This window comes from Corallococcus sp. M7 (assembly GCF_054512695.1).
This window is the reverse complement of the sequence record NZ_CM137252.1, coordinates 3937161-3959343: the sequence shown is the minus strand read 5'-3', so window position 1 is coordinate 3959343 and position 22183 is coordinate 3937161. Positions and strand designations below refer to the sequence as shown.

General features: G+C 68.6%; 15 protein-coding genes. 7 read left to right on the top strand and 8 right to left on the bottom strand.

What is annotated here, in order from left to right; all coding sequences use genetic code 11:
* Genes ACX114_RS16250 through ACX114_RS16230 form a run of 5 tightly spaced genes read right to left on the bottom strand, consistent with a single transcriptional unit; the run spans position 1 to position 5639 of the window.
* Positions 1-1668: a type VI secretion system baseplate subunit TssF gene (locus ACX114_RS16250; protein WP_459298999.1), complete on the bottom strand. Its 1668-nt coding sequence runs from the start codon at positions 1666-1668 to the stop codon at positions 1-3.
* A gap of 3 nt (positions 1669-1671) precedes the next feature.
* On the bottom strand, positions 1672-3303 hold the full coding sequence (locus ACX114_RS16245) for a hypothetical protein (protein WP_459298998.1): 1632 nt from the start codon (positions 3301-3303) through the stop codon (positions 1672-1674).
* A complete protein-coding gene (locus tag ACX114_RS16240; protein ID WP_459298997.1) occupies positions 3300-3686 on the bottom strand; it encodes a GPW/gp25 family protein in 387 nt (128 codons plus the stop codon). Before ACX114_RS16240 ends, ACX114_RS16245 begins: the two co-directional genes overlap by 4 nt.
* Before the next feature lie 14 nt (positions 3687-3700).
* Positions 3701-4645 (bottom strand): hypothetical protein, encoded by a 945-nt coding sequence (locus ACX114_RS16235; RefSeq protein WP_459298996.1) that lies wholly within the window; start codon positions 4643-4645, stop codon positions 3701-3703.
* Between the two features lie 13 nt (positions 4646-4658).
* On the bottom strand, positions 4659-5639 hold the full coding sequence (locus tag ACX114_RS16230) for a type VI secretion system protein IglI family protein (RefSeq protein WP_459298995.1): 981 nt from the start codon (positions 5637-5639) through the stop codon (positions 4659-4661).
* Between the two features lie 55 nt (positions 5640-5694).
* On the opposite strand from ACX114_RS16230, the gene ACX114_RS16225 reads away from it, so the two are divergent.
* Positions 5695-6294 (top strand): hypothetical protein, encoded by a 600-nt coding sequence (locus ACX114_RS16225; RefSeq protein WP_459298994.1) that lies wholly within the window; start codon positions 5695-5697, stop codon positions 6292-6294.
* Positions 6295-6354: 60 nt separating this feature from the next.
* Here ACX114_RS16225 and ACX114_RS16220 read toward each other — a convergent pair whose 3' ends face one another.
* The 3 genes from ACX114_RS16220 to tssB are packed head-to-tail and all read right to left on the bottom strand — an operon-like array spanning position 6355 to position 9166.
* Positions 6355-7005, bottom strand: a complete 651-nt coding sequence (locus tag ACX114_RS16220) for a hypothetical protein (RefSeq protein ID WP_459298993.1) — start codon at positions 7003-7005, stop codon at positions 6355-6357.
* Between the two features lie 32 nt (positions 7006-7037).
* Positions 7038-8555, bottom strand: a complete 1518-nt coding sequence (gene tssC, locus ACX114_RS16215) for a type VI secretion system contractile sheath large subunit (RefSeq protein WP_459298992.1) — start codon at positions 8553-8555, stop codon at positions 7038-7040.
* Between the two features lie 50 nt (positions 8556-8605).
* Positions 8606-9166 (bottom strand): type VI secretion system contractile sheath small subunit, encoded by a 561-nt coding sequence (gene tssB / locus ACX114_RS16210; RefSeq protein ID WP_206796433.1) that lies wholly within the window; start codon positions 9164-9166, stop codon positions 8606-8608.
* A gap of 310 nt (positions 9167-9476) precedes the next feature.
* Here tssB and tssK point away from each other — a divergent pair, with 310 nt between their 5' ends.
* The 6 genes from tssK to ACX114_RS16180 all read left to right on the top strand — a co-directional run bounded on the left by tssK (position 9477) and on the right by ACX114_RS16180 (position 22176).
* The gene (tssK, locus tag ACX114_RS16205) at positions 9477-10730 is read left to right on the top strand and encodes a type VI secretion system baseplate subunit TssK (RefSeq protein ID WP_459298991.1); all 1254 of its coding nucleotides are present in this window, start codon (positions 9477-9479) and stop codon (positions 10728-10730) included.
* Positions 10731-10757: 27 nt separating this feature from the next.
* Positions 10758-11336, top strand: a complete 579-nt coding sequence (locus tag ACX114_RS16200) for a hypothetical protein (RefSeq protein WP_459298990.1) — start codon at positions 10758-10760, stop codon at positions 11334-11336.
* Between the two features lie 11 nt (positions 11337-11347).
* Positions 11348-11986: a DotU family type IV/VI secretion system protein gene (locus tag ACX114_RS16195; RefSeq protein WP_459298989.1), complete on the top strand. Its 639-nt coding sequence runs from the start codon at positions 11348-11350 to the stop codon at positions 11984-11986.
* Between the two features lie 312 nt (positions 11987-12298).
* On the top strand, positions 12299-16000 hold the full coding sequence (locus tag ACX114_RS16190) for a hypothetical protein (protein WP_459298988.1): 3702 nt from the start codon (positions 12299-12301) through the stop codon (positions 15998-16000).
* Entirely contained in the window at positions 15997-16503 is a 507-nt protein-coding gene (locus ACX114_RS16185; RefSeq protein WP_459298987.1) for a hypothetical protein, read from the top strand. Before ACX114_RS16190 ends, ACX114_RS16185 begins: the two co-directional genes overlap by 4 nt.
* A gap of 660 nt (positions 16504-17163) precedes the next feature.
* Positions 17164-22176 carry a choice-of-anchor D domain-containing protein gene (locus ACX114_RS16180; RefSeq protein WP_459298986.1) on the top strand — a complete coding sequence of 1671 codons (5013 nt, stop codon included), beginning with the start codon at positions 17164-17166 and terminating at the stop codon, positions 22174-22176.
* The last annotated feature ends 7 nt before the right edge of the window (positions 22177-22183 follow it).

The window sequence follows — 22183 nt, the reverse complement described above, 5'->3', positions numbered from 1 at the left end:
TCACGGCAGGGGCACGTAGCGCAGGGGCGCCTCACGCTGGGGCAGGCGCACCTCCAGCTCCACCACGTCCTCCGCGCTCCAGATGGAGAACAGCTCCACCAGCCGCCCGCACAGCAGGTCCACCAGCGGCAGCAGCGACGCGTCCATGGGCCCGAAGCCCAGCTGGTACACGTACTTGAAGCCCGCGGCGCTCCGGGCGAAGGGCTTGGACTTCACGGACACCTCCGTGAGCGACGGCAGCAGGTCCCGGAAGTGCCGCTGCGTCCGCACGCCCAGCACCTCCAGGAGGAACAGCAGGTCCTCCCGTCCCAGGAACCGCTGCGTGCGCAGCGCCAGGAGCTGCAACAGCGCCTGCTGCCCGTGCTCCACCGGGTTGTCCCCGCCGGGCGCCACCGCGCCCACCAGGCTCCACGGCACGCCTTCCAGGAAGCGGTCCGCCAGCACCGGCCGGTAGCCCCGCGCATCGAAGCGCGGCGGCAGGGGCTGGTGCCACAGGCCATCCACGCCCAGCCGCACCGGCTTGAAGAACGCGTCCGGCATGTCCAGCGCCAGCCACGACGTGCGCGCCAGGCCCTGGCCTTCGTGCTCCAGCTCGTATGTCTCCGCGCCTCCGGAGATGGCGCCCGGGCGCAGGGGCACCATGCCCTTGGGGCTCAGCTGGTACACGCCCGTGGCCGTGTTCAGCCGGAAGCCCATGGACGAATCCGGGTGCTGCACCGCGTGCCGCTCCTTCGTGCCGTCGTGCTCCACGGGCGCCGCCATGGCGCGCTGCAGGTTCACCACCGGCACCGCGTGCGCCACGAACGAGTCCGGTCCCACCACCAGCTCCGAGGGCCAGCGGCCCGCCAGGCGCAAGCTCAGGGTGAAGCCCTGCCAGTTGCGGGGGGCGGGCGGGATGCGGGCCTCCAGGAACAGCTCCTGCTGCGGGAAGTGTAGCAACTGCCGCAGCCGCTGCAACGGGTGCTCGGACGGCTCGCCATCCGCCGCCACCGGCCGGGGCGCGCCGAAGCGCACCGGGCCCGAGTGCACGTCGAAGGGCTTCACCTCGTGCTCCACCGCCCCGTCGTCGAAGCTCACGGTGGCGGAGCGCACGGCGCTCTTCAGCTGGAAGAACACCGCCAGGGACGCCCGGAAGTCGTTGAGGTGGTTGATGTGCAGCCGCACCTCGCCCGGTGAGTCGTTGCGGGGAAAGCCGCCCTCGAAGACGAGCCGCAGCAGCGCGCCGTCCTCGCCCTGACGCTCCAGCCGCGCCTGCGTGAGCCGTACGGGCAACAGCCGCATCGGGGACAGCGTGCGCAGCGAGAGCGGCCCGGTGGGACCGCCGCCCGGGTCCGGGTTGAGGAGGAAGGGCGTGCCCCGGGGCAGCTCCGCGGCGTCCACGAAGCGCGCGTCCGGCTCCGCGCGGAACATGGCCATGGCCGGAATGGGATTGAGCAGGTAGGCGAAGTGCTGCTGGAACAGCCGCAGCGTGCTGCGCTCCAGCGCGCGCTGCCCCGCCCGGCGCGTGCGCGCGGTGAACAGGGCCATGGCCTCCGTGAGCCGCCGCACGTCCGCGTCCTCGCCATCCAGCGGCGCGGACGGGTGCAGGGCCGTGTAGCCCAGGCGGAACTTCTCCAGCGCCTGGAGCTCCTCCAGGAACGACGCATAGAGCGCTTCATCCATCCGCATGGCCTACTCCCCCTCCTGCACGCGCAGGAACATCCGGCCCTCGGTCACCTCGATGAGCTGGGTGTCCTTTTCCAGGGTGCGCTGGATGCGCAGCATGGGCTTCGAGTCCTGGTACAGGTGCTGGATGGACGTCTCGCTCTTGTCCGTCTTGCCGAGCAGCAGGTGATTGCCCTGCGACTCCTTGGGGAGCCGCGCGCCGGGGCGCCACTCCAGGAAGCGGTCCATGCGCGCGTGCTGGTAGTCCAGCGACACCAGCACGCGCGTCCCCTTGTCCGCGGGGAAGTAGAAGTGCCCGGGCTGCTGGTGCGGCTCGTAGGGGCAGCGCACCTCCTTGTCCCACAGAGGCAGCTTCACCCGGTACGACTCCACCGACGTCTCGTCGTCCTGGCGGATCTGATACGTGCGCTCCGGCTCCCCGCCCTCCTCACTGACCACGCGACCCTCCGCGAGGAAGGGCCAGCGCGGCGGCCGGAAGCGCGGGCGCCGGAAGGTGGGGTCCGCCGCCTCCTCCAGCGTGGCCTTCAGCGACAGCTGGTAGTCGTTGGCGGTGCTGTCCGGGTCGTGCGCGGCGTCGTCCTCCACGGCGCGCGCGTCCAATTCCAGCGTGTGGAGCCGGTACTGCTTGCCGTGCGTCGCGGCCTGCGTGCTGAACTCCCCCAGCGTGTAGAGGCCGTTGAGCACCAGCGACGCGCGGGGGTAGCTCGCGAAGGACAGCCGCAGCTCCGGGCCCTCCAGTTGCTGGCGCTTCGTCTCCAGCGTCACCCGGTCCGTGAGCGTGCCCTCCAGGGTGGAGGTGACCAGGCACTCGGTGATGACGCCCGCGATGGCGTCCGCGTTCTCCACCGCCTTGCGCTTCGTGCCGGCGTCCACGTAGCTGTTGAGCACCGACAGCGCATCCCGGCGCGGCTCCGGGTAGCGCAGGTCCACCTGCTTCACCTCGTCGCGGGTGAACACCAGCGCCTCGCCGCCCTCGGGCTTGGCGTCCGCGAGCGTGTACTTCCCTTCCGTGTAGTCCAGGAACATGCCCGCGTGCATGCGCGCCTGCACCCAGTGCATGAAGTCCAGGAAGCTGGCGCCGGAGTCGTCATCCGCGCCCAGCCCCAGCGCGTGGAGGCCGTGCTTCGTCCCCGCGGCCTCCCATTCGTAGGCCACGTCCAGTCCCCCGGGCGTGTTCGCCTGGATGACCGCCTGTAGCGTCTCATCCACCCACACGCCGCTGGGGAAGTGGCGGCGCCAGAGCATCGCGGCGGGGTCCACCAGGCGGATGCGGTAGCGCCGCTGCATCACCGGCGCATCCTTCACGTTCGCCAGCGAGCGCTCGCGGACATGGCGCTCCTCCACCCGCCCGATGAGCTTCAGCGGCAGGGCCTCCGCGCCCTCGCGCCCCTCCGCCTGCGCGCCGTAGCGGCGGTCGATGGTCAGCGTCGCCGTAATGGGCTTGGTGTCGGTGAAGGGGGTGAAGAGCGTGTCCTCGTCGCCGCTCTCCTTGCACATCACCCACCACTCCACCTGGGCCTCGAAGCCATAGGAGTGCGCCTTCACCGACAGGCGCTTGATGCTGCCCGCGGGCAGGGTGAAGGCCTCATCACCGGCCTTCAGGTCCAGCGTCACCTTCAGCTGTTCGGTGAACTTCATGGGTCGTCCTCCCCAGCGGCCTCTTCCGGAGGCCGCTCGCGCAGGCGGCGCGAGCCCGGGTCCAGCAGCAGGTCCATGGACTCGTGGGAGTCACGCAACAGCAGGCGCACCACCAGACCGGGCGCGCCGCCGGCCGTGGCGGGGGCCTCGTCGATGGACACCACCTCCACGCGCGGCTCGTAGCGCGACAGCGTCTCGCGGATCTCCGCGCCCAGGCCCGAAAGGCGCTCCGCGTCCGAGCGGAACCCCGTCTCCGTCAGCCCGAAGCCGGGCAGCACGGAGGCCGCGCCCCGCTTCGCATGGAACAGGTGGCCCAGGTTGCGCAGCACGGCTTCACGCGGCGTCTCCACCACCCCCAGGAACTTCCGGTGCAGAAAGCCCACGGTCCCCTCCCCTCCTAGCGTCCCGCTGCCTTCGGTGTGCCCATGCTCATGCCCTGCCGGTCGCCCTCGGCGCGCGGAGGCGCGGCCACCGGCACGGACGTGTCGCCCAGGAAGATGAGCTGCCGCAGCGGCTTGCCCTCCGCGCCCGGCAGCCGCTCGTAGCCCAGCTGCCCCCGAGGCCCCAGGCGCACGGTCCGCCCGTGCGCGAGCACCGTCAGCACCACCTCCAGCTGCATCCGCGCGGGGACGAGCAGCGGCAGGATGTGCCGGTGGAAGCGGTGGCGCACCCGCGCGGGCCAGTCCCGCCCGCGCATGTCCGCCTCCTCGTCCGCGAACACCTCCACCTGGAAGCCACCGATGTCCGTCGCGTACGTCTGGCCCAGGATGCCGGTGCCATCCAGCGGCGTGGGCCCGTGGGCGGGCCGCATGCCGGAGAAGCGCGTGCGGAAGGAGCGGCGGACACACGTCACGCGCAGCTCCGGGAACACCTGCTGGAACAGCCACTGGAGCGTGGCCTGCGAATCCACGCCCACCATGCGCAGGTAGAAGCCCTTCGTGCGCTCCCAGTCCCCCACCAGGCTCGTGTCCCGTTCGGGGTGCAGCGCCTCCACCAGCGCCAGCAGCAGCCGGTGGTCGAAGAAGCGGATGAAGTCGAGGAACGGCTCCGGCTCCGGCAGCTGTTCGGCCACCTGGAGGAAGTAGCTGGGCAACAGGCCCGGCGTGCTCAAGAGGCCCAGGTTGAGCGTCACCACCACCCGGCGCACCGGGGAGACGTGGAACGTCACCGCCTCCACCAGCGACGCGGACGCCACCGGCTCCGGGTTGCTTTCGAAGAGCACCCGGTCCCGGCCATAGCCCTGCGTCTCCAAGAGCCGCAGCAGCGGTCCCAGGTCGAAGTCCTTCGCGCGGGCGCGGATGCGCCGCTCCAGCGGGGACAACAGCGGCGAGGCGCCGATCATGACCGGGGCCGCCTCACTCGCCCGGCCCCACGAAGGCGCTCAGGTCCACCTGGTAGAACTGCGACAGCGTGCGCCACTCCATGGAGTCCTTGCGCTCCCAGTGCTCCTGGATGTCCCCCACGTGGCGGTTGAGCAACGCGCCAAACGACGAGAACAGCTCCGGCAGGTAGCGCCGCGGATCGAAGTCCTCCAGCGTCCGCAGCACGTCGTCGCTCACCAGCGCGGCCTTCTGGAAGTCGCCGCGCTCCACCAGCACCTCGAAGGCCTTGAGCTTGTCGCACAGCTCCAGCAGGTGCGCCGACCCGCGCAGCTGGAGCGGCCCCGTCGTGCGGGGAAACGACGAGGGAGGCGCGGCCGCCGCGGAGGTCTTCGCGCCGCGTCCCTTCGCGGGAGCGGCGGGCTTCGCGGGCTCCGGTGCCGGCGCGGGAGCGGCCGCGCGCTCCTGCGTCGTCTCCCGCAGCCACTGCCCCAGCCCCGCCAGGCCCTGGGCTCCGTTGCGGAACGCGGGGCCTTCCAGCGCGCCCTGCAGGGTCTGGATGCCGCGCAGGGCGTCCTTGCGCTTGCCGTCCGAGAAGCCCTTCGTCCACGCCTCCCAGCCCGCGTCCTTCTTGCCGTGGTGATACTTCAGCGCGCTCAGCAGCGTCTGGAACAGCCACGTCAGCGCCTTGTTGAGCAGCACCGCGGGCTTGGACTTGTCCTTCCCCTCGCCCTGCGCGGCCTCCTCCGCCGCCGCGCGCGCGAGCGCGACCAGCACCTCCAGCACGTCCGGCAGGCGCGCGAGCCCCTCCTCGCGCAGCGCCGCGAAGAGGTAGTTGGCCGAAAGCCGGACCTCGTAGACCCCTTCCGCGTCCAGGGCCTCGATGGCGTCCGCGGCCTCCGTAAAGGCCTCCCGCTGCACCAGGTCCGCCACCGTGAGGAAGCGCGGATCATGCGACTCCAGGCGCTCCAGCGATCCGCCCTCCACGGGGCGCAGGCACAGGCTCAGGTCTCTCATGGTCTGTCTTTCCACTTCATGTTACATGTCTTTCATTCACAAGGACAGACACCCCATGCCTATCGCCAAGCCGGATGTTCTCGAAATCGCATGCAACTGGCAGACCGGGTTTCAGTATCGGCCCGGCTTTCGTGGCGCGCTGGGGTATCTGCTGGAATGGAACGGCTGCGGGGGGCTGAACCTGGCGAAGGACCTCTCCCTGTTCTCCCCCACGGTGGGTGACTTCGGTCCCAAGGCGCAATGCATTGGCCTCATTGAACGGCTGTCCATGAATGGCGCTTCCGGCCCGCTGGACTTCAGCGTGTACGTGGGACGTGTCACGGCCGCGAACGTGCTCAATCATTTCGCCAAGCCCTTGGACAACCTGCGCCTGAAGCTGGCGTGGGCCATCATCGACTTCGATGAAGCGGGTGATACCTGGTTCGAGGCCGCCAAGCTGAAGAGCCCCGCCACCGCCGAGGCGCTGATGGATACGGAGAAGGGCCGTCCCAAGGTCTTCCTGGACAACCAGCCCGCCACGCTGGCCGGGGACCTGGACATCCGCTTCCACCGCTTCCAGTTCCGGGTGGTTCCCGCGCCCAAGAAGAGCACCACCCTGGAGTTCGCCACCAACTCCCAGGAGCGCCGCGTCACCAAGTGGGGCTCGGACAAGTAGCCCCAAAGCGGAAACGGGGAAGGCGCTGTGTCCGCCCTCCCCGTTACGCGCTTCAATCCCTTACGACTGGTTGCCTTCGACGTAGCCCCAGGCGTACACGTCCTTGTCCATCGAGTTGTGGCCGTAGTGGATGTTGCACAGGTGCGCCTTGTCCGGGATGAGCTGGAAGGTCATCTGGCAGAACTTGACGTCCGTGACGCCCACGTTCTCCGGGTCACCCACGTGCAGCATCACCTCGCTGCCCTTCTGGTTCAGGCGGGCGGACATCTCGTTGGCGGGGCCACCGGCCTCGTCACCCAGCGGATAGCACTTCTCGAACCACTTGCCCTGGGCGCTGTCCCACTCGCAGATCCAGAACTTGAGCTGACGGATCTCCGTGTTGGTGATGCCGGTGAAGTCCGCCTTGTTCTCCGGGGAGATCAGCACCGTGAAGTCCATGGGGTCGAGCTTGCCGCCCTCCCACTGGAGCTGGGTGATGAGGCCCACCGCGCGCACGGCCTTCTTCGCGCCCACGTCCTCCAGCTGCACGCCGGCGTAGGCGGGATCGCCGACGAACGGGGTGTAGAAGAGGCTGCTGCTCTTGGGGAAGGAGCCGTCGTCCTTGCCCATCCCCTTGATGTCCAGCAGATAGCCCACCGGGATGTTCTTCTGGGGGCGCTGCTGGATGGTCTGCTGCCAGTCACACGAAATGCCAAGCGGTCCATCACCCATGGTTTCGGTCCTCCAGTTTGCTGCGGGGTTTGTCAGCCGAGCCGCGCATCCACGCGAAGGTCCACGTTCATGCCTTCGAACTGGATGTGCGGGAGGACGGAGAGGTTGCAGTGGTACCAGCCCACCTTGCCGGGCACTTCCGCCACGGTGAGGTTGTAGGCCTTGAAGGGGTAGTAGCGCAGCGTCAGGTCATCCGGGTTCACCAGCGTGGTGACGTACCGGGAGATCCACCGGTCCAACTGCTGCTGCATGTACGCCGCGTTGGCCGTGCTGCCGATGTTCTCGCGCATGATGGCCTTCACGTAGTGCGCGATGCGGCTGATGGAGTACGTGTAGGCCAGGTTCGTCACCAGCTGCGAGTTCTCCGAGTCCTTGGCGTCCTCGAAGACCTTGGCCTTCTTGAGGGACTGGACGCTGAAGAAGACGGCCTCCGCGCTGCCCTTCTTGTGGATGAGCGGGATGAAGCCGCCGTTGGCCAGCTCCAGCTCGCGGAAGTCCGGGATGGACATCTCCACGGGCAGCTTCATCTCCTCCTCGCCGCGCAGGTGCGTCAGGTGCACGGGCAGGCCCGCCACCAGGCCGCCGCCCTTGGGGCCGCGGATGTGCTGGCACCAGCCGCTTCCCGCGAACGAGCGCACCAGGTTGCGCGCGAACAGCATGGCCGCGTTGCCCCAGAGGTACTCCTCCTCCTTGTCGCCCTTCACGGCTTCCGTGAAGTTCATGCCGGGGGCCGGGTAGGTCTCCGGGTTGTAGGGCGGCCGGACGATGTAGCGCGGCAGCGTGAGGCCCACGTAGGCGGCCTCGTCCGTGTCACGCAGCGCGTTCCAGGCGGAGTACTTGGGCGAGTCCAGCAGGCTGGACACGTCACGCAGCTGGGACACCTCCTTCATGGTGTCGCAGCCGAAGAAGCGCGGGGACACGGACGCCACGAACGGCGCGTGGCTGGCCGCGGCGATCTTCCCCATCGTCTTGAGCCACAGCATGTCCTGCGGCGTGTTGGCGAACTCGAACAGGCCCACCAGCGCGCCGTAGGGGGCGCCGCCGTACTGATCGTACTCAGCGACGTACAGCTTCTTGAAGAACTCCGAACCGGCGACGTCCGCCGCGTTCGTCTCCAGGTCGCTGTAGGCCTCCTCCTTGGAGACATCCAGCAGGCTCAGCTCGATGTTGGCCTTGAAGTTGGTGTTGCGCACCAGGTCGTTGAGCGCGGTCCACTGCGCCTCCACCTCCTGGAACTCCGGCGCGTGGAGGACGGCGTTGAGCTGATCCGACACCAGCGCGTCGATGGTGCCGACGAGCTCCTGCACCGTCTGCTTGTCGAAGCGGCCCTCGTCCGTGTCCATGTTGTGGACCATGGCCGCCAGGCTGGAGACGAAGCGCTCCTCGGGGGTGGCGTCGTCGGGGATGACCAGCAGGTCGGTCTGGGCGGAGGCGTCGCGCGCGGCGGGCACGGAGCCCAGGCGCACGCTGTTGAGGAACAGCGGAAGGTCCAGCGGCACGTCGGCCACGGCGGTGGTCGCGGTGTTGGAAGACGCAGGAGTGGTGGGCATGGCAGGAGCTCTCGTTCAGGAAGGTCGTGGGGAAGGGCTTGCGCCCGGCATCACGTCGTGGGCGGCTGCGGGTTCGTCGCGGCCAGCTTCGGCAGGCTCATCGACTTGAACGCGGCCAGCTCCGTCTTCAGCTTCTGGACGGCCTCCGGGTTCTGCGCGAGCTGGCGCACCAGCTGGCGGAACTCCTTGCGGTTGTCCAGGTTGCCCTGCAGCTCCAGCAGCAGCTTGCGCAGCGTGAGCAGCGCGTTGATCTTCGGCACCTGACGGGCCACGTCCACCGGGCTGAAGGACTTCATCGAGTCCAGCTTGAGGCTCACCTGCAGCGGCGCCGGCGCCGAACCATCCACCGGGTCCTTCTTGTCCACGCGGTTGGGCACGCTGAAGTTCAGCGTCATGCCCATGTTCTGGATGACCTGGTTCAGGTTCTTGCCATCCAGGTTGCGGATCTCCCGCTGATCCAGGTCCTTCTTGCGATCCACCGAAGTGCCCTTGGAGAAGTCCCCCATCACCAGCAACCGGAACGGAAGCGCCTTGTCCGCCCGGGTGCCATTCACCTGGGTGCGGTAGGTCAGCGTGATGCGTGATCTGGGAATTTCGTCGGTGATGGCCATGAGTACCCCCAAGAACTGAACCGCCGTTTGTGAAAGAATTGATAAACCATACGAATACACAAAAGCAATACACCCCCAACACATGACCTGCCACGATGGGCTCACGATTACCCGGGGTGCCAGGAAAGACCCAACCCATGGCATTGCTCGCCCCACAGGGCGAGAAACCAGACACGGTGGATCAGCCAGGCTCACTTGACGTCACAGGCTTCAGGCCGGTAGCTTTTTCTAAACACTGTCACCCAGCCCAAGCAAGCCTTTGCCAGGGCGGTCCCCGTGACAGGAAAACCCTCTCCCGCCGCTCCTGGTCATGAACCCAGACACACTCGCGCGAGTCCTGTGGCAGGAGGGGCAGACCCTGCTGCCTGAACACTTCCGGGCCCAGGAGGAATCCCTCTCCACGGAGGCCCGGCGCTACGCGGGGTTCGCGGGCCTGCCGGTGGTGGGCGTGAGCGGCCTGCGTTTCAACGATGTGTTGCTCGCCAAGGGCTCGGTGGCGCTGGAGGAATTGACTGCGGTGTTACCGGGCGGCCACCTGGTGGAGGTGCCGGGTAACGCGGAGGTGACACCGCTGTCACTCGAGGAGACAGGGCGCACGCGGGTGACGGTGTATCTGCACCTTTTGGGAGTGCTGGAGCCCCGCGAGGACCTGGCGCCCGCGGGTGGTGAAGCCCCCAGCGTGGTGCGCGCGGGACGGCGGCTGTGTCTGTCCCTGGAGCCGGTGGTGGACGACACGGTGAGCAGCCTGTCGTTGGCTGTCTTCACCCGGAACGCGGACGGCCCCTGGCGGCTGTCCTCCACGCACCTGCCGCCGCTCTTGAGCGTGGGGCCCCACCCGTTCCTGGAGCCCCTGTTCGAGCAACTGGACGGCCTGCTCCAGCAGGCGCAGGGGCAGTTGCGCACGTCGCTGCGCGAAGGACTGGTGCGGGGCGACCGGCTGGCCAGCGCGCGGCGGGCGCTGTGCGAGGTGCGAAGCCTCCAGGTGCTGCGCCAGGACATGCGCCACGGCCTGCTGCCGCCGCCCTACCCGCTGGTGCAGGCGCTGCGGCGGCTGTACTTCGAGACGTGCTGCTACCTGGAGGCGGAGCCGGACGACGACCTGCCCGCGTACGAGCACGAAGCGCCGGACCCGGGGATCGCGCGGTGGATGGAGCTGCTCACGCGCGGCTTCCGCCCGCAGGCCAGCCCCATGTCCTATCGCGCCTTCGACTTCCAGGACGGCCACTTCAAGCTGACGCCGCTGCCCAAGGAGACGCCGCCGCCGGATGACTTCTACCTGCTGGTGCGCCGGCAGGAGCGCGACCGGCCCCGCTCCATGGAGGGCGTGAAGCTGGCCAGTCCCCTGCGGCTGCCGGCGGTGCGGCGCCAGGCCTTGAAGGGCGTGCCGTACCGGCACGTGGCCTTCCCTTCGTTCCCCCACGCCTTCGACGCGGACATCGACTGGTACCAGCTGACGCCCCAGAGCGAGGAATGGCAGTCCGCGACGCGCGAGGACGGGCTCACGTTCTTCGCCACGCCCGCGCTCGAAGGGGCGCAGGTGCTCCTCTACTGGCGCAGGGCCTGACGGCGGACCGACGGGGGAACGGCGCGCATGCCCAAGCTCATCTGCATCATCGACATGGACAAGGAGAAGGGCCTCATCCTCACCACCGAGGACAAGGACGGGAAGATCCTCCAGACGGTGAAGATGGATGGCGAGGCCATCACCCTGGAGGTGAAGGGTGACAGCGCCACCAGCACCATCGTGCAGAAGCAGGACAGCGTCACGGTGACCTGCAAGTCCTTCGTGCTGAAGGCGGAGACCATCGAGGTCACGTCCACGAAGGCCTCGTCGTGGAAGAGCGACGACACGTTCGCGCTGGAGAGCGCCAAGGCCTTCTCGGTCACCACGAAGGACGAGCTGACGCAGAAGGCGGCGAAGGACGCGACCTTGTCCTCGGACAAGGGCGTGACGCTGAAGGCGGCGACGAAGTTCAGCGTGGAGGGGGACGACGTCCAGGTGGAGGCCAAGAGCGGCGCGGTGGCCCTGAAGGCCCCGTCCGTCAAGGCGGAGGGACAGAAGGACGTCGCCATGGAGGGAGCGCAGGTGAACGTGACCGCCAAGGCGAAGTTGGCGCTCAAGGCGGACGGCGTGGCGGAACTCAAGGGCGGCATGGTGAACGTGGGCTAGCGGGGGGCGCGATGAAGCTCGAGCACTGGCAGGTCGTCTTCACGCAGTACCGGCAGGCCCAGTCCGTGCTGGACGGGTGGCTGCCGCAGTCCGCGCCCGGCTCCGCCGCGGCGGCGGGGCTCTTGGGCCGCGAGGGCCTGCGCCGTCTCCACGACGAGCTCCTGGAGGTCATCGAACGGCTGCGCGCGGGCCTGGGCGCCCACGCCCGCGACGAGGAGGTGCAGGACGCGCTCAAGCCCTTCACGTACCTGGTGGACGAGCGCGTCCTCCTGAGGCTCGCGGACGCGGAGCAGCCACTGTGGCCGCTCTTGCAGTACCGGCTCTTCGGCGAGGACGGCGGCGGCGAGGCCTTCTACACGCTGGCGGATCAACGGCTGGATCAGCCGGGTTCGCCCGCGCTGCTCTTCGAGATGCTCCACTTCTGCATCACGGCGGGCTTCGGAGGCCGCTACCTGGGGCACACGGCGAAGCTGCGCGAGTACCAGGAGCGGCTGTCCGCGCGCATCGTCACGCCCCCGCCGCCGCCCGCCGCCGCCGCGTCCGGCGAGTCCCTGGGGCCGCTGCTCTATGCCTTTCCCGCCCGCTACTACGCGGCCAGCGCCGCGAGCGTGCTGGGGCTGCAGGTCCTGCTCTGGTGGGTGACCCGGTGAAGCCTCAAGCCGCCGCACCCCAGGCTCCGGCCGCGCTCGACGCGGCGCCCGCCCTGCTCCAGGAGGTGCGCAAGACCGTCGCCGCGCGCCTGGGCGTCGGGCGATATGGCCTGGAGCCCATGCTGGACGAGCTGGGCCAGACGCTGGCCCGCCTGATGCCGGGGCCGGGTGACGCGAGGTTGTCGCCGGAGGAGCAGGAGAAGGCGCGCGCGTCGTTCGCGGGCACGGTGGACACGCTGGAGGACGTCCTGGAGGCCCTGCATCGCTCGGGACCGGGCCGGGAACGTCCTGGGCTGGGGGGAGCGCTGAGCCATGGATGTCATCAAGAAGCTGATTGCGTTCATCCCACCGAAGTGGAAGCCCTACGCGCTGCTGCTCGTGGCGCTGCTGGCCATCGGTATTCCGCTGTTCCTCGTGTGGCGCGCGAAGCGCAAGACGGCCACGGCCGGAGGCACCGCCGCGCCGGAGCCCCTGGCGAAGAACCGGCTGCGCAAGGTGCGCGAGAAGTTCCTGGCCGGGCTGCCGCTGCGCCACCGCGTGGCGGTACGGGACCTGCCAGGTGTGGTGGTGCTGGGGCCGGCGGGCGCGGGCAAGTCGCGGCTGATTGAACTGGACCTGGACTGGAAGCGGCAGGCGCGGCAGTTCCTGCCCAGCCTCCTCACGGACTCGCTGCTCCAGGTCTACCTGGGCGCGGACGTGGTGGCGCAGGAGGTGTCCCCGCAGCTGTTGGAGGACGAGACGCCCCAGGCGCGCGAAGCCCTGCGCCGCCTGTGGAAGGACAGCTTCGGCGGCGGCCAGCAGGCGCTGGCGGTGCTGGTGCTGGACGCGCGCTGGCTTCAGGACACGCCCCCGGACGAGGTGCGCCGGGCGGCGCAGCTGCTGCGCGGCAAGCTCAACCTTCTATCGGAGGTGCGCGGGGGCGCGTTCGAGACGCGCGTGTGCCTCACCCACCTGGATGAGCGCGAGGGCTTCGCGGACTTCGCGAAGCTGCTGCGCGCGCACCACGTGCCGCTGCGCTTCCCCCTGCCCCCGCCCGGCCAGGAGGGCAAGCTGGGCTCGCTGCTCAAGGCGCAGGAGCAGTACCTGGCGCTGGGCCTGACGGCGCTGCCGGTGGAGTCCTTCGAGCGGCTGGAGCGCTTCTATTCGGAAGGCCACGCGCCTTTCGAGGCGCTGTCGCGCTTCGTGACGGCGCTGATGGAGGGCCAGACGCTGGCGTACGCGCCCCGGCTGGCCACGGTGTCGCTGTCCTCCGCGGACAAGGACGCCAGGGACCCGGACGTCCTCTCCGTGTCCGCCGAGGCCAGCACGGCGCGAGCGGTCCACGACCGCTACCTGCACACGCACCTGCGCCGCGCGGTGTTGCTGGGCCTGGCGTTCGCGCTGCCGCTCCTGGCCGCGTACGGGCACTTCGCGTGGAGGCTGGGCCAGGCGCGCACGCGCGTGCAGCGCTTCGAGGACATGGTCCAGCGCATGCGCGACCAGGGGCAGGCGGTGTCCGGGGCCGCGGTGCAGGAGCCGGTGCTCGCGGCGGGCCAATCCCTGGACTCGCTGTGGAGGGCGATGAACGCGTGGCCGCTGTTGCGCTACAGCTTCACCGGCGCGCGAGAGGACCTGCGCCAGCGACTGGCGCGCGGCATCCGCGAGGCCCACATCCGGCCCGCGCTGGAGAAGTGCCACCACCAGCCGGACACGTGCCGTCCGGAGCAGGTCGTCTACCTGCTGGCCACGTTGCACGGCTCGCGCGAGGAGCCGCTGGGGCAGCTGGTGCTCTCCAGCCTGAAGACGCGCCCGAACTGGAGCTTCGTGTCGGAAGGCGGAGAGGCGGAGTCCACGGGCGACGTGGCCGCGCTGGAGGCGGGGCGCTCGTGGGTGACGGCGGTGGGGCTGAACGAGTCCCTGGTGGCCGACTACGTCGTCATGAGCAATCCGCCGTGGTCGGCGCCGGACACGCCCGAGGCCAGTTGGGCGCGCTGGCCCTTCCCGGAGCCGCTCACGCTGGAGGCGCAGCTGATGCCGTGGCAGGCGCACCTGCGGCGCTTGCAGGACCTGCTGGCGAACCGGGCCGTGGAGCCGCGCGAATTGGAGCGTCTGGACGCGGAGCTGGAGTCCATGCAGGACGAGCGCAGGAGGCTCCAGGCGCTGCTGGATGACAGCGCGCGCTTCAGCAGCCTGCCGCGAGCGTTGGAGCTCCTGGCCGCCTCCGAGGCCCGCGTGGACACCAGCCGCTTCCGGGGCATCCCCTCCACGCTCAAGACGGTGGCGTGGATCAACGACCACCGGGACGCGCTGACGAACGTGCTGCGCATGGAGGAAGAGGCGTACCTGGGCGTGAAGGCGGTGCAGAAGATGACCGTGGCGGAGCTGCTGGTGCGCGACGGCCTGTGGCTGCCGGGCAACGGCCCCGCGGTGCTCCAGGTGCCGGTGCTCCAGAGCACCTTCGAGTTCCGTCCCAAGGACGGCTCGCGGATCCTGCACCAGGCGCTGCTGCGCTACCACGAGAAGACGGGGCGCCTGCCCTTCGGAGTGGTGGAGGGCGAGGAGGCCGTGGCGTCGCGGAGCGGAGCGACCCTGGCGGCGGACCGGCTGGAGTTCGACACGCGGCTGCGCCCGCTGGTGGACGAGTTCACCACGCGAATCAAGGGCTCGGGACTCCCGGTGGAGGAGGTGTCGCAGCGCCAGGAGCACGTGCGGCGCAAGGTGAACCAGTTCGCGTTCCAGTACCGCAACCGCCTCTTCCAGCGCGTGTCCACCTACCGCTTCCAGGCGGTGATCCCCGCGCTCCTGGCGGAGGAGCTGTCGCGGCTCACGCAGCCGTCCTCGGAGCTGGTGGACATGCTGCGAGACGTGGCGCAGGGCGTGGCGCTGGAGCCGCTGGACGGCCCCTTCTACGAGTCGCTGCGCAACGCGGTAGCGCCGTTCAAGCCCATCGCCACGGTGATGAAGCCGGACGAGACGGGCAACTACACGGCGCTCAACCCCTACCGGGCGCTGGTGGCCCAGATGTCGGACGAGTTGAACGCGGTGCCCCGTCCGGGCGTGGTGCCCGCGGAGGCGACGGCGTCGCTCAACGGAGGCCTGGCCACCGGCGGCGCGCAGCCAGCTGGCGGTGCCGCGAAGCTGCCGGAGCTGCTGACGCCGCTGGGGCGCCTGGCCTTCTCGATGATGCTGGAGGACGACACGTCCTACCTGCGCAAGGTGGACGCGTGGCTGGACCAGCAGGGGCTCATCGGAGAGCTGCGGCAGCCCTTCCGCCAGCCGTTCCTCGCGGTACGAGAGCTGGGGCAGCGCGAGATCGAGCGGACCCTGGAGCGGCAGTGGGACGACGCCTCGAGCCGGTTCCTGCGTCCGTTGCTGAACCGCTATCCGTTCACGCCGGACGCCATGCAGGAGGTGGATCCGGGAGACCTGGAGGTGCTGCGCAAGCAGGACGGAGCCTTCTGGGAGTTCGTGACGCGGGTGCTGGCGCCGGTGTGCGAGGAGCGAGGCTCGGAGTGGGTGGCGCGTGGCGCGCTCCAGTCCCGGCTGTCGTTGCCGCAGGGGATGTTGCCCACGCTGGGGAGGCTGTCGCGGCTGGCCCGCATGCTGTGGGACACGGAGGGACGTCCCCGCCCGCTGATGTTGCAGGTGATGCCGTTGCCGCTGCCGAAGGCGCCCACGCAGGGCAGCTTCGTGACGCTGGGTTCGCTCAAGTGCGGCAAGACGACGTTCCTCGCCTACAACCAGAGCCCGTCCTGGCAGGAGTTCCCGCTGGCGTGGTGGGACCAGCAGACGGCATCGCTGATGCTGGAGGTGCGAGCGCCCGCGGACCAGTCGGTGCAGTACGCGTCGCTGGAGAAGTCGCGTTCGGCGTGGAGCTGCTTCCGGCTGCTGGAGTCGTCGCAGTCCACCGAGGACCCGCAGCACCGCCGTTGGTCATTGAGAGCGCGAGGAGCCACGTCCACGGACGGGGTGATGGACCTGCGCTTCGGGCTCAAGGGTGAGCCCTGGATCCCGTTCCGCGAGGTGCCGCGATGAGGCGCTGTATCCCGTTGCTACTGACGCTGCTGACCGCGTGTCAGCCAAGCACGCTGCACCTGAGCGTGAAGGCCCCGTCGGGGACGAACCAGGGCCGGCCGCTGTACATGCTGGTGCGCAAGGTGGACCCGAAGCAGTTCGCCGTGGAGTCCTACGGTGAGGTCTCCGCGCGCATCTTCCAGCCGGACGCGGACGTGCTGCTCTCCGCGCTGATCTATCCGGGCACGTTGCAGCGCTTGAAGGTGCCACTGCCGGACGACGCCGCGCCGGTGGCGGTGTCGTTCCTCTTCACCGCGCCAGACGGCACCTGGCAGCAGTTCGTGAACACACCCACGCCCGGCTCGCTGGACATCGAGCTGCTCGAAGGGCGCATCCGCACGGGAACGCAGCCCGCGGCGCCGAAGGAAGGCGACGACGCGGCGAAGCCGCCCGAACCGCCCGCCGCCCCGAAGCCCCCACCCTCCTCTACCGCCAAGGTCCCGGCCCTCCACGCCGAGAACTGAGGTCGCCTCATGCAACGCATCCTGTTCATCCTGACGGCTGCCCTGTGCGTCCTGACCGCCTGCGGTCCCGACAATGACGAGGTATCGGACCTCGGCACCCGGAAGGCCCTTATCGAAACCGCTGACGGAGGCGACGCGGGTTCCGCTGACGGCGGTGATGCCGGCACCGCCGACGCAGGCGATGCGGGTGCCGCGGACGGCGGTGATGGGGGTTCGTCGGACGCCGGAGACGCTGGCGCAGCGGACGGTGGAGATGCGGGCTCGGCTGATGCCGGTAGCGATGCAGGAAGCGACGCCGGCTCATCCGACGCCGGTAGCGATGCAGGCTCAAGCGATGCCGGGAACGATGCAGGGACCGCTGATGCTGGAACCGATGCAGGCTCCGCGGACGCTGGAAGTGACGCCGGCTCCGCTGACGCGGGCACGCCCGACAGCGGCACCTCCGACGCAGGCAGTGACGGCGGCTCGTCTGACGCCGGGAGCGACGCAGGCTCCTCCGACGGCGGAACGCCCGACAGTGGTACCTCTGACGCTGGCTCCACGGATGCAGGCAGTTCCGACGCGGGCCCGGTCGCACAAGACTTCCCGCTGTATCTCGAGGCGGGCTCCCTCGACTTTGGCAGCCAGGACGCATGCTCGCCGGGCCAGGACCAGGTGGTGGTGCGCAACCCCTCCACGAAGACGCGCAAGATCCACAATGTGAGCATCAACGGAGGATTCACCTTCCTCGGCCTGTATGACGCCAACAACGTCAAGTGCGAGCTGCCCTGCGCCGTGCCTCCCCTGCCCCTGGGCAGCCAGAACCGGATCGACGTCAGGGTGCGCTTCGCACCGGGCCAGCCCGGCACCTTCCAGGGGAAGGTGACCCTCTACACGGACGACCTGGACGCGCAGATGTTGACGGCGACGCTCAGCGGCACGGGAACGGGCCCGCTGCTCGTGCTCGGGCAGTCGTCCGTGGTCTTCGGCGCCCAGAAGCTGAACACTCCGACGACGCGCACGATCACGGTGCTCAACCTGGGCAATACCCAGTTCTCCCAGAAGCCTTCGGCCACCGCGCCCTTCAGCGTGCCGAACGCGAACCTGACCATCCCCGCAGGCGGCTCGAATACCCTCGTCGTGACGTTCAACCCCAACCTCGCGGGCGACTTCACGGGGCTGCTCAAGCTGGCCCCCGAACTGTCGGTCTGCCCCACTCCGCCCAGTGCGTGGCTCTACGGCCAGGGCCTGTCGCCAGCGAAGCTGAGATTGACCCCCGACACATTGGCTTTCTCTCAGACGGCGGTGGGAACCAGCAGCGCCCCCCAGGAAGTCACGGTCACGAACGACGGTGACAGCCTGCTCACGGTGAATACCATGGCGCTGCTGCCCTCGAACGCGCCGTTCCAGGTTACCCCCTCGGGCTCCTTCAGCCTCGCTTCCAAGGCCAGCCAGCGCCTTCAGGTGACGTTCCGTCCGACGCCGACGAGTGGCACGGCGGGCACGCTGACCTTCGACAGCAACGATACCTCAGCGCCATCGCTCAAACTGTCAGGCGACATCACGCCGGGCACGCCCTGCCTGGGCATCAATCCTCTTTCATTCGACTTCGGCGAACAGGGGATTGGAAAAGCGGCCAGTCAGAAGGTGACTGTGAGCAACACGGGGACGGTCGCGTTGACGCTGACGCCCACGGTGACGGGCAGCACTGCCTTCACCGTGAACCCCACCGAGACGTTCACGCTGGCACCGGGCTCCGCGGGACGGGAGCTCTTCGTGACGTTCAAACCCACCGCCACCGAGAACGGTGACGTGCATGGCCAGCTCACCTTTGGCGCCTCCCCCGCCACCACCTGCTTGTCCAACGTGCCCCTGAAGGGCACCGCGCGCAAGACCGCGTTGGAGGTCAAGCCGACCTCGCTGGACTTCGGCCGGTGGTCGGTGGGCGATGCGCTGCTCACCCGGAAGGTGACCCTCTCCAACACCACGAATTGGCCCGTCAAGGTGTTCTATGTGCCTCCCGAAACCCTGGCGCCCTACACGCTCTCCGGCATTCCCACCGAGGGCCTGACCATCGCGGCAGGCGACACCACCCCCCTGGAAGTCACCTTCGCCGCGACCACCTGGGACAATGATGTCTCCCGCACGCTCCACTTCCAGACGGATGCGACGGAGCCCGTGGCCTCCGTGGAGATCACCGGCGTCGCGCTCGCCCCGGAACTGACGCTGGAGAACAACGACACGCTCACGTTTCCGAGCACGGCCCCCGGCACCGAGCGCCTGGCCGATGCGACCTTGCACAACTCCGGCAATCAGGCCCTGTATCTGACAAAGATTGTCCCGGACGATGAGGCGTACTTCCAGGTCGTCGACTTCCAGGCGCTGACGGTGCAGCCGAATGACTCCGTCAAGGTGAAGGTGCGATTCCGCCCGGCGACAGGATTGGGCAACCTGGAGACGCGGCTGCGTTTCTACACCACGAACAATCGGCAGCTGACTCCCAGCCTCCTCGTCAAGGGCACCTCCAGCGGCCCCAACGCCCTCTTCACTCGCGAAACCATCGAATTTGGCTACAAGCAGATTGAACTGGTCCACGCCAACACGGACCTCTTCGTGAGCAACGCGCCGAACGCGTTGGAGAGCATCAAGATGGTCTCCGTTCAGGTATCCGGTCCGGGATTCTCCGTGGACCCGCTCCTCCTGAATGAACCCGAACTCGCGCGCGGCTCGAAGCGAACCCAGCCTTTCCGGGTGACCTTCAGCCCGACCCAGGACGAGCAGCAGTATGACGGCGTACTGACCATTGGCTATCGGGGCCTCACGACGAACATCACCACGTACCGCTCCATCGCGCTGCAGGGCAAAGGGGCGCATGGAAGGGTTACCTCGACGACTGAAACCCTGGAGTTCCTGCCCACGCTGCCGAAGAGCTCCCGCAAGGAGAAGATCCGCCTCGACAATCCAGGACAGGTGGATGTCGAAATCGCGACCATCACCGCCACCCTCGGAGCCATCTACACCATCCAGGTTCTGGAATGGCCGCAGACCATCATCCCCGCGAAGGGCTTTCGTGAGATCGAGGTCACGTTCACGCCTCCGGACTCGGGCATCTACTCCACCAAGCTCAAGGTCACCCTGGAGCCGCGGAATACAGTCACCGCCCTGGAAATCGGCCTGACGGGCGTGGCAGCGGTCGCGAAACTGGAGACAGACAAGCCCCTGCTTGTCTTCAACGATGTGCCCCGGCTGACCTCCAAGACCCTGGTCGTCAACTTGAAGAACGCCGGCTCCGCGCCGCTCACCATCTACAACGCGACTGGCAACAACCTCTTCACGGTCAAGCTGGAGGGCACCCGGGATTACCCCGTCGTCCTCAACCAGAATCAATCCGTCAACCTCGAAGTCACCTTCCGGCCAGATACGACGGCGGACGTGCTGGCCACCCTGCATGTCTCGAACAATTCAAACGACGCTCCGGACTTCACCATCCAGGCTTCAGGGCGAGGCACGGAAGCCGTCCTGGTCCTGCCGGGAGCTCCAGGGCCACAGTTCGCTCCGCAAGCCATCAGCACGGAAGGTCCCCTGAAGGAGATCGTGGTGAGGAACGACGGCCGGGCCGTGCTGGAAGTCTATTCCGTGTCCGTGCCTGGCTCCTTCTGCCTGCGCGCTGTCTCCCCGGCCCAGGGGGATTGTCAGACCTCCTTGCCCAAGACGAACGCGACCACCGGCACCATCTTCACGGTCGCCCCAGGAGCGGTGCACACCTTCTATGTCTCCGCGAAACCCACCGCGACGGACGACAACGAGGCGTTGCTCTCCATTGTCAGCAACGCCACGACAACGCCAAACACCCAGAAGCTGACCGTCAAGGGAGTGGGCGGTCTGTTCGTGCCCTCCAGCGTGGTCAACTTCGGCCCGGTCAACTTCGGCTCGACGGGCGAACAGTTCGTGACGGTGATCAACTCGGGCATCACGGCGGCCCAGGTCTCCGTGATCTTCCAGGCGGGCAATTCGGAGTTTTTCGCGCCGGAGCCGCTCCCCCTGGTTCCCGCGGGAGGCAACGCCCCCTTGAAGCTGCTCTTCCGGCCGCTCGGGTCGACCGCGGGCCCCAGGACGGTGAAGGCCACGGTTGGCGGAGGCGCACCAGGCCAGGATCCCCTGGAGCTGACCCTGCATGCCACGGCCACCTCCGTGCGCATGGCGGTGACGCGCAAGGACGAAAAGGCCTTCGACGGCGCACTGGACTTCGGAGGCACGCGGGTGAACACGAGCTCGGACTACATCACCTTGCAGCTGACCCATCTTTCACCTGTCGGGAGCGCGGACGCGGGAACTGACGGTGGCGCCATCCCCGACGAAGGCGTGCTCACGATCAAGGACGTCCGTCTGGATGGCGAGGACGCTAGGGCCTTCATCCTCGGGGACCTCAAGCTGCCCGCGGCGCTGCCTCGAAATGGAACCCTGGACGTGCCTCTCCAGTTCCATCCGGATGTCCAGAGACGCTTCAACGCGGTCCTGCGCATCACCTCCGACGACAGCCAGTCCAGCACCACGCTGGTGACGCTGGGAGGACGTGGACGGACGAACCAACTCAGCCTGTCCACGCCCACGCTGGAGTTCGGCGCGCGGGTGGCCGAGTCCTCCACCTCGGCGGTTCGCTCGGTGCGACTCACCAACGAATCGCTCCAGCCGCTGCAGGTGAAGGGATTGGAGATCATCGGCGTGGCGGAGAACTCCGAGCCGTCCCACTTCAGCCTGGAGTCCGCGCCCGCGCTGCCCATCACGCTGGCGGCGCAGGAGTCCAGGGACATCTCCGTCAAGTTCGTGCCTCGCCCGGATGTGACATCCAAGGCCGCCCTTCTGGTCGTGACGAACGATCTTGAGTCCCCGGATGCACAGGTGTCGCTGTCAGGTCGAGGACTCTCCACGGTGTTCCGGGCGCTCAATCGCACGGTGGATTTCGGCACCGTGCGCCAGTCGGAGCCGGCGACGACCAAGGTGGTGCTCACCAACGACACCACCCAGGAGCTGGTGCTGATGCCGCCCAAGGTGGAAGGCCCCCAGGCCGCGAGCTTCGTGGTGGTGTCGCCCCTCCTGGGAGCAGAGGGCCGCGTCCTGCCGCAGGGTGACTCGCTGACCTTGGATTTGAAGTACGACACGACGCAGATTGGCGCGGCGAAGGCGACGCTGGTCCTGGGCACGAAGGACCAGGAGCGCGCGGCGCTGGTGGCCCTGTCAGGTGTGTCCGTGGCCAGCTTCCTGACCATCGAGCCGTTCGAGTTGGATCTCGGCTGGGTCGACATTGGCGCCACGAGCGCGCCGCGCACGGTGACCCTCACGAACCAGTCCGCGTCGCCAGCGCGCTTGAGCGTGGTGGAGAACACCAACCCGGCGTTCGTGATCGACGCGAGCGCCCTGGACGCGGAGCTGGCGCCGGGAGCCCAGACGACGGTGGGCGTCACCTTCCGTGGCGACGTGGGAGGCCCCGCGGAGGGCACGCTGAAGCTGCGCCTGCGCGGAGAGACGACGGCGGAGGCCACGCTCACGCTGAAGGGCAACGCCAGAACCCTGGGGGGCACGGGCGGCGGCTGCGCCTGTGGGACCAGCGGGGATGGGGGCGCGGCGCTGGCCCTGCTGCTCCTCTTGGGCCTGGGCCTGGCACGTCAGGGACGGCGGGCGCAGGCCGAAGACTGACGCTCCG

What these genes read in the sequence shown, in the direction of transcription:
- tssB (WP_206796433.1), bottom strand. Translation starts at nt 9,166, where the DNA reads ATGGCCATCACCGACGAAATTCCCAGATCACGCATCACGCTGACCTAC.
- ACX114_RS16190 (WP_459298988.1), top strand. Translation starts at nt 12,299, where the DNA reads ATGGATGTCATCAAGAAGCTGATTGCGTTCATCCCACCGAAGTGGAAG.
- ACX114_RS16185 (WP_459298987.1), top strand. Translation starts at nt 15,997, where the DNA reads ATGAGGCGCTGTATCCCGTTGCTACTGACGCTGCTGACCGCGTGTCAG.
- ACX114_RS16200 (WP_459298990.1), top strand. Translation starts at nt 10,758, where the DNA reads ATGCCCAAGCTCATCTGCATCATCGACATGGACAAGGAGAAGGGCCTC.
- ACX114_RS16245 (WP_459298998.1), bottom strand. Translation starts at nt 3,303, where the DNA reads ATGAAGTTCACCGAACAGCTGAAGGTGACGCTGGACCTGAAGGCCGGT.
- tssK (WP_459298991.1), top strand. Translation starts at nt 9,477, where the DNA reads ATGAACCCAGACACACTCGCGCGAGTCCTGTGGCAGGAGGGGCAGACC.
- ACX114_RS16220 (WP_459298993.1), bottom strand. Translation starts at nt 7,005, where the DNA reads ATGGGTGATGGACCGCTTGGCATTTCGTGTGACTGGCAGCAGACCATC.
- ACX114_RS16230 (WP_459298995.1), bottom strand. Translation starts at nt 5,639, where the DNA reads ATGAGAGACCTGAGCCTGTGCCTGCGCCCCGTGGAGGGCGGATCGCTG.
- tssC (WP_459298992.1), bottom strand. Translation starts at nt 8,555, where the DNA reads ATGCCCACCACTCCTGCGTCTTCCAACACCGCGACCACCGCCGTGGCC.
- ACX114_RS16225 (WP_459298994.1), top strand. Translation starts at nt 5,695, where the DNA reads ATGCCTATCGCCAAGCCGGATGTTCTCGAAATCGCATGCAACTGGCAG.
- ACX114_RS16235 (WP_459298996.1), bottom strand. Translation starts at nt 4,645, where the DNA reads ATGATCGGCGCCTCGCCGCTGTTGTCCCCGCTGGAGCGGCGCATCCGC.
- ACX114_RS16250 (WP_459298999.1), bottom strand. Translation starts at nt 1,668, where the DNA reads ATGCGGATGGATGAAGCGCTCTATGCGTCGTTCCTGGAGGAGCTCCAG.
- ACX114_RS16195 (WP_459298989.1), top strand. Translation starts at nt 11,348, where the DNA reads ATGAAGCTCGAGCACTGGCAGGTCGTCTTCACGCAGTACCGGCAGGCC.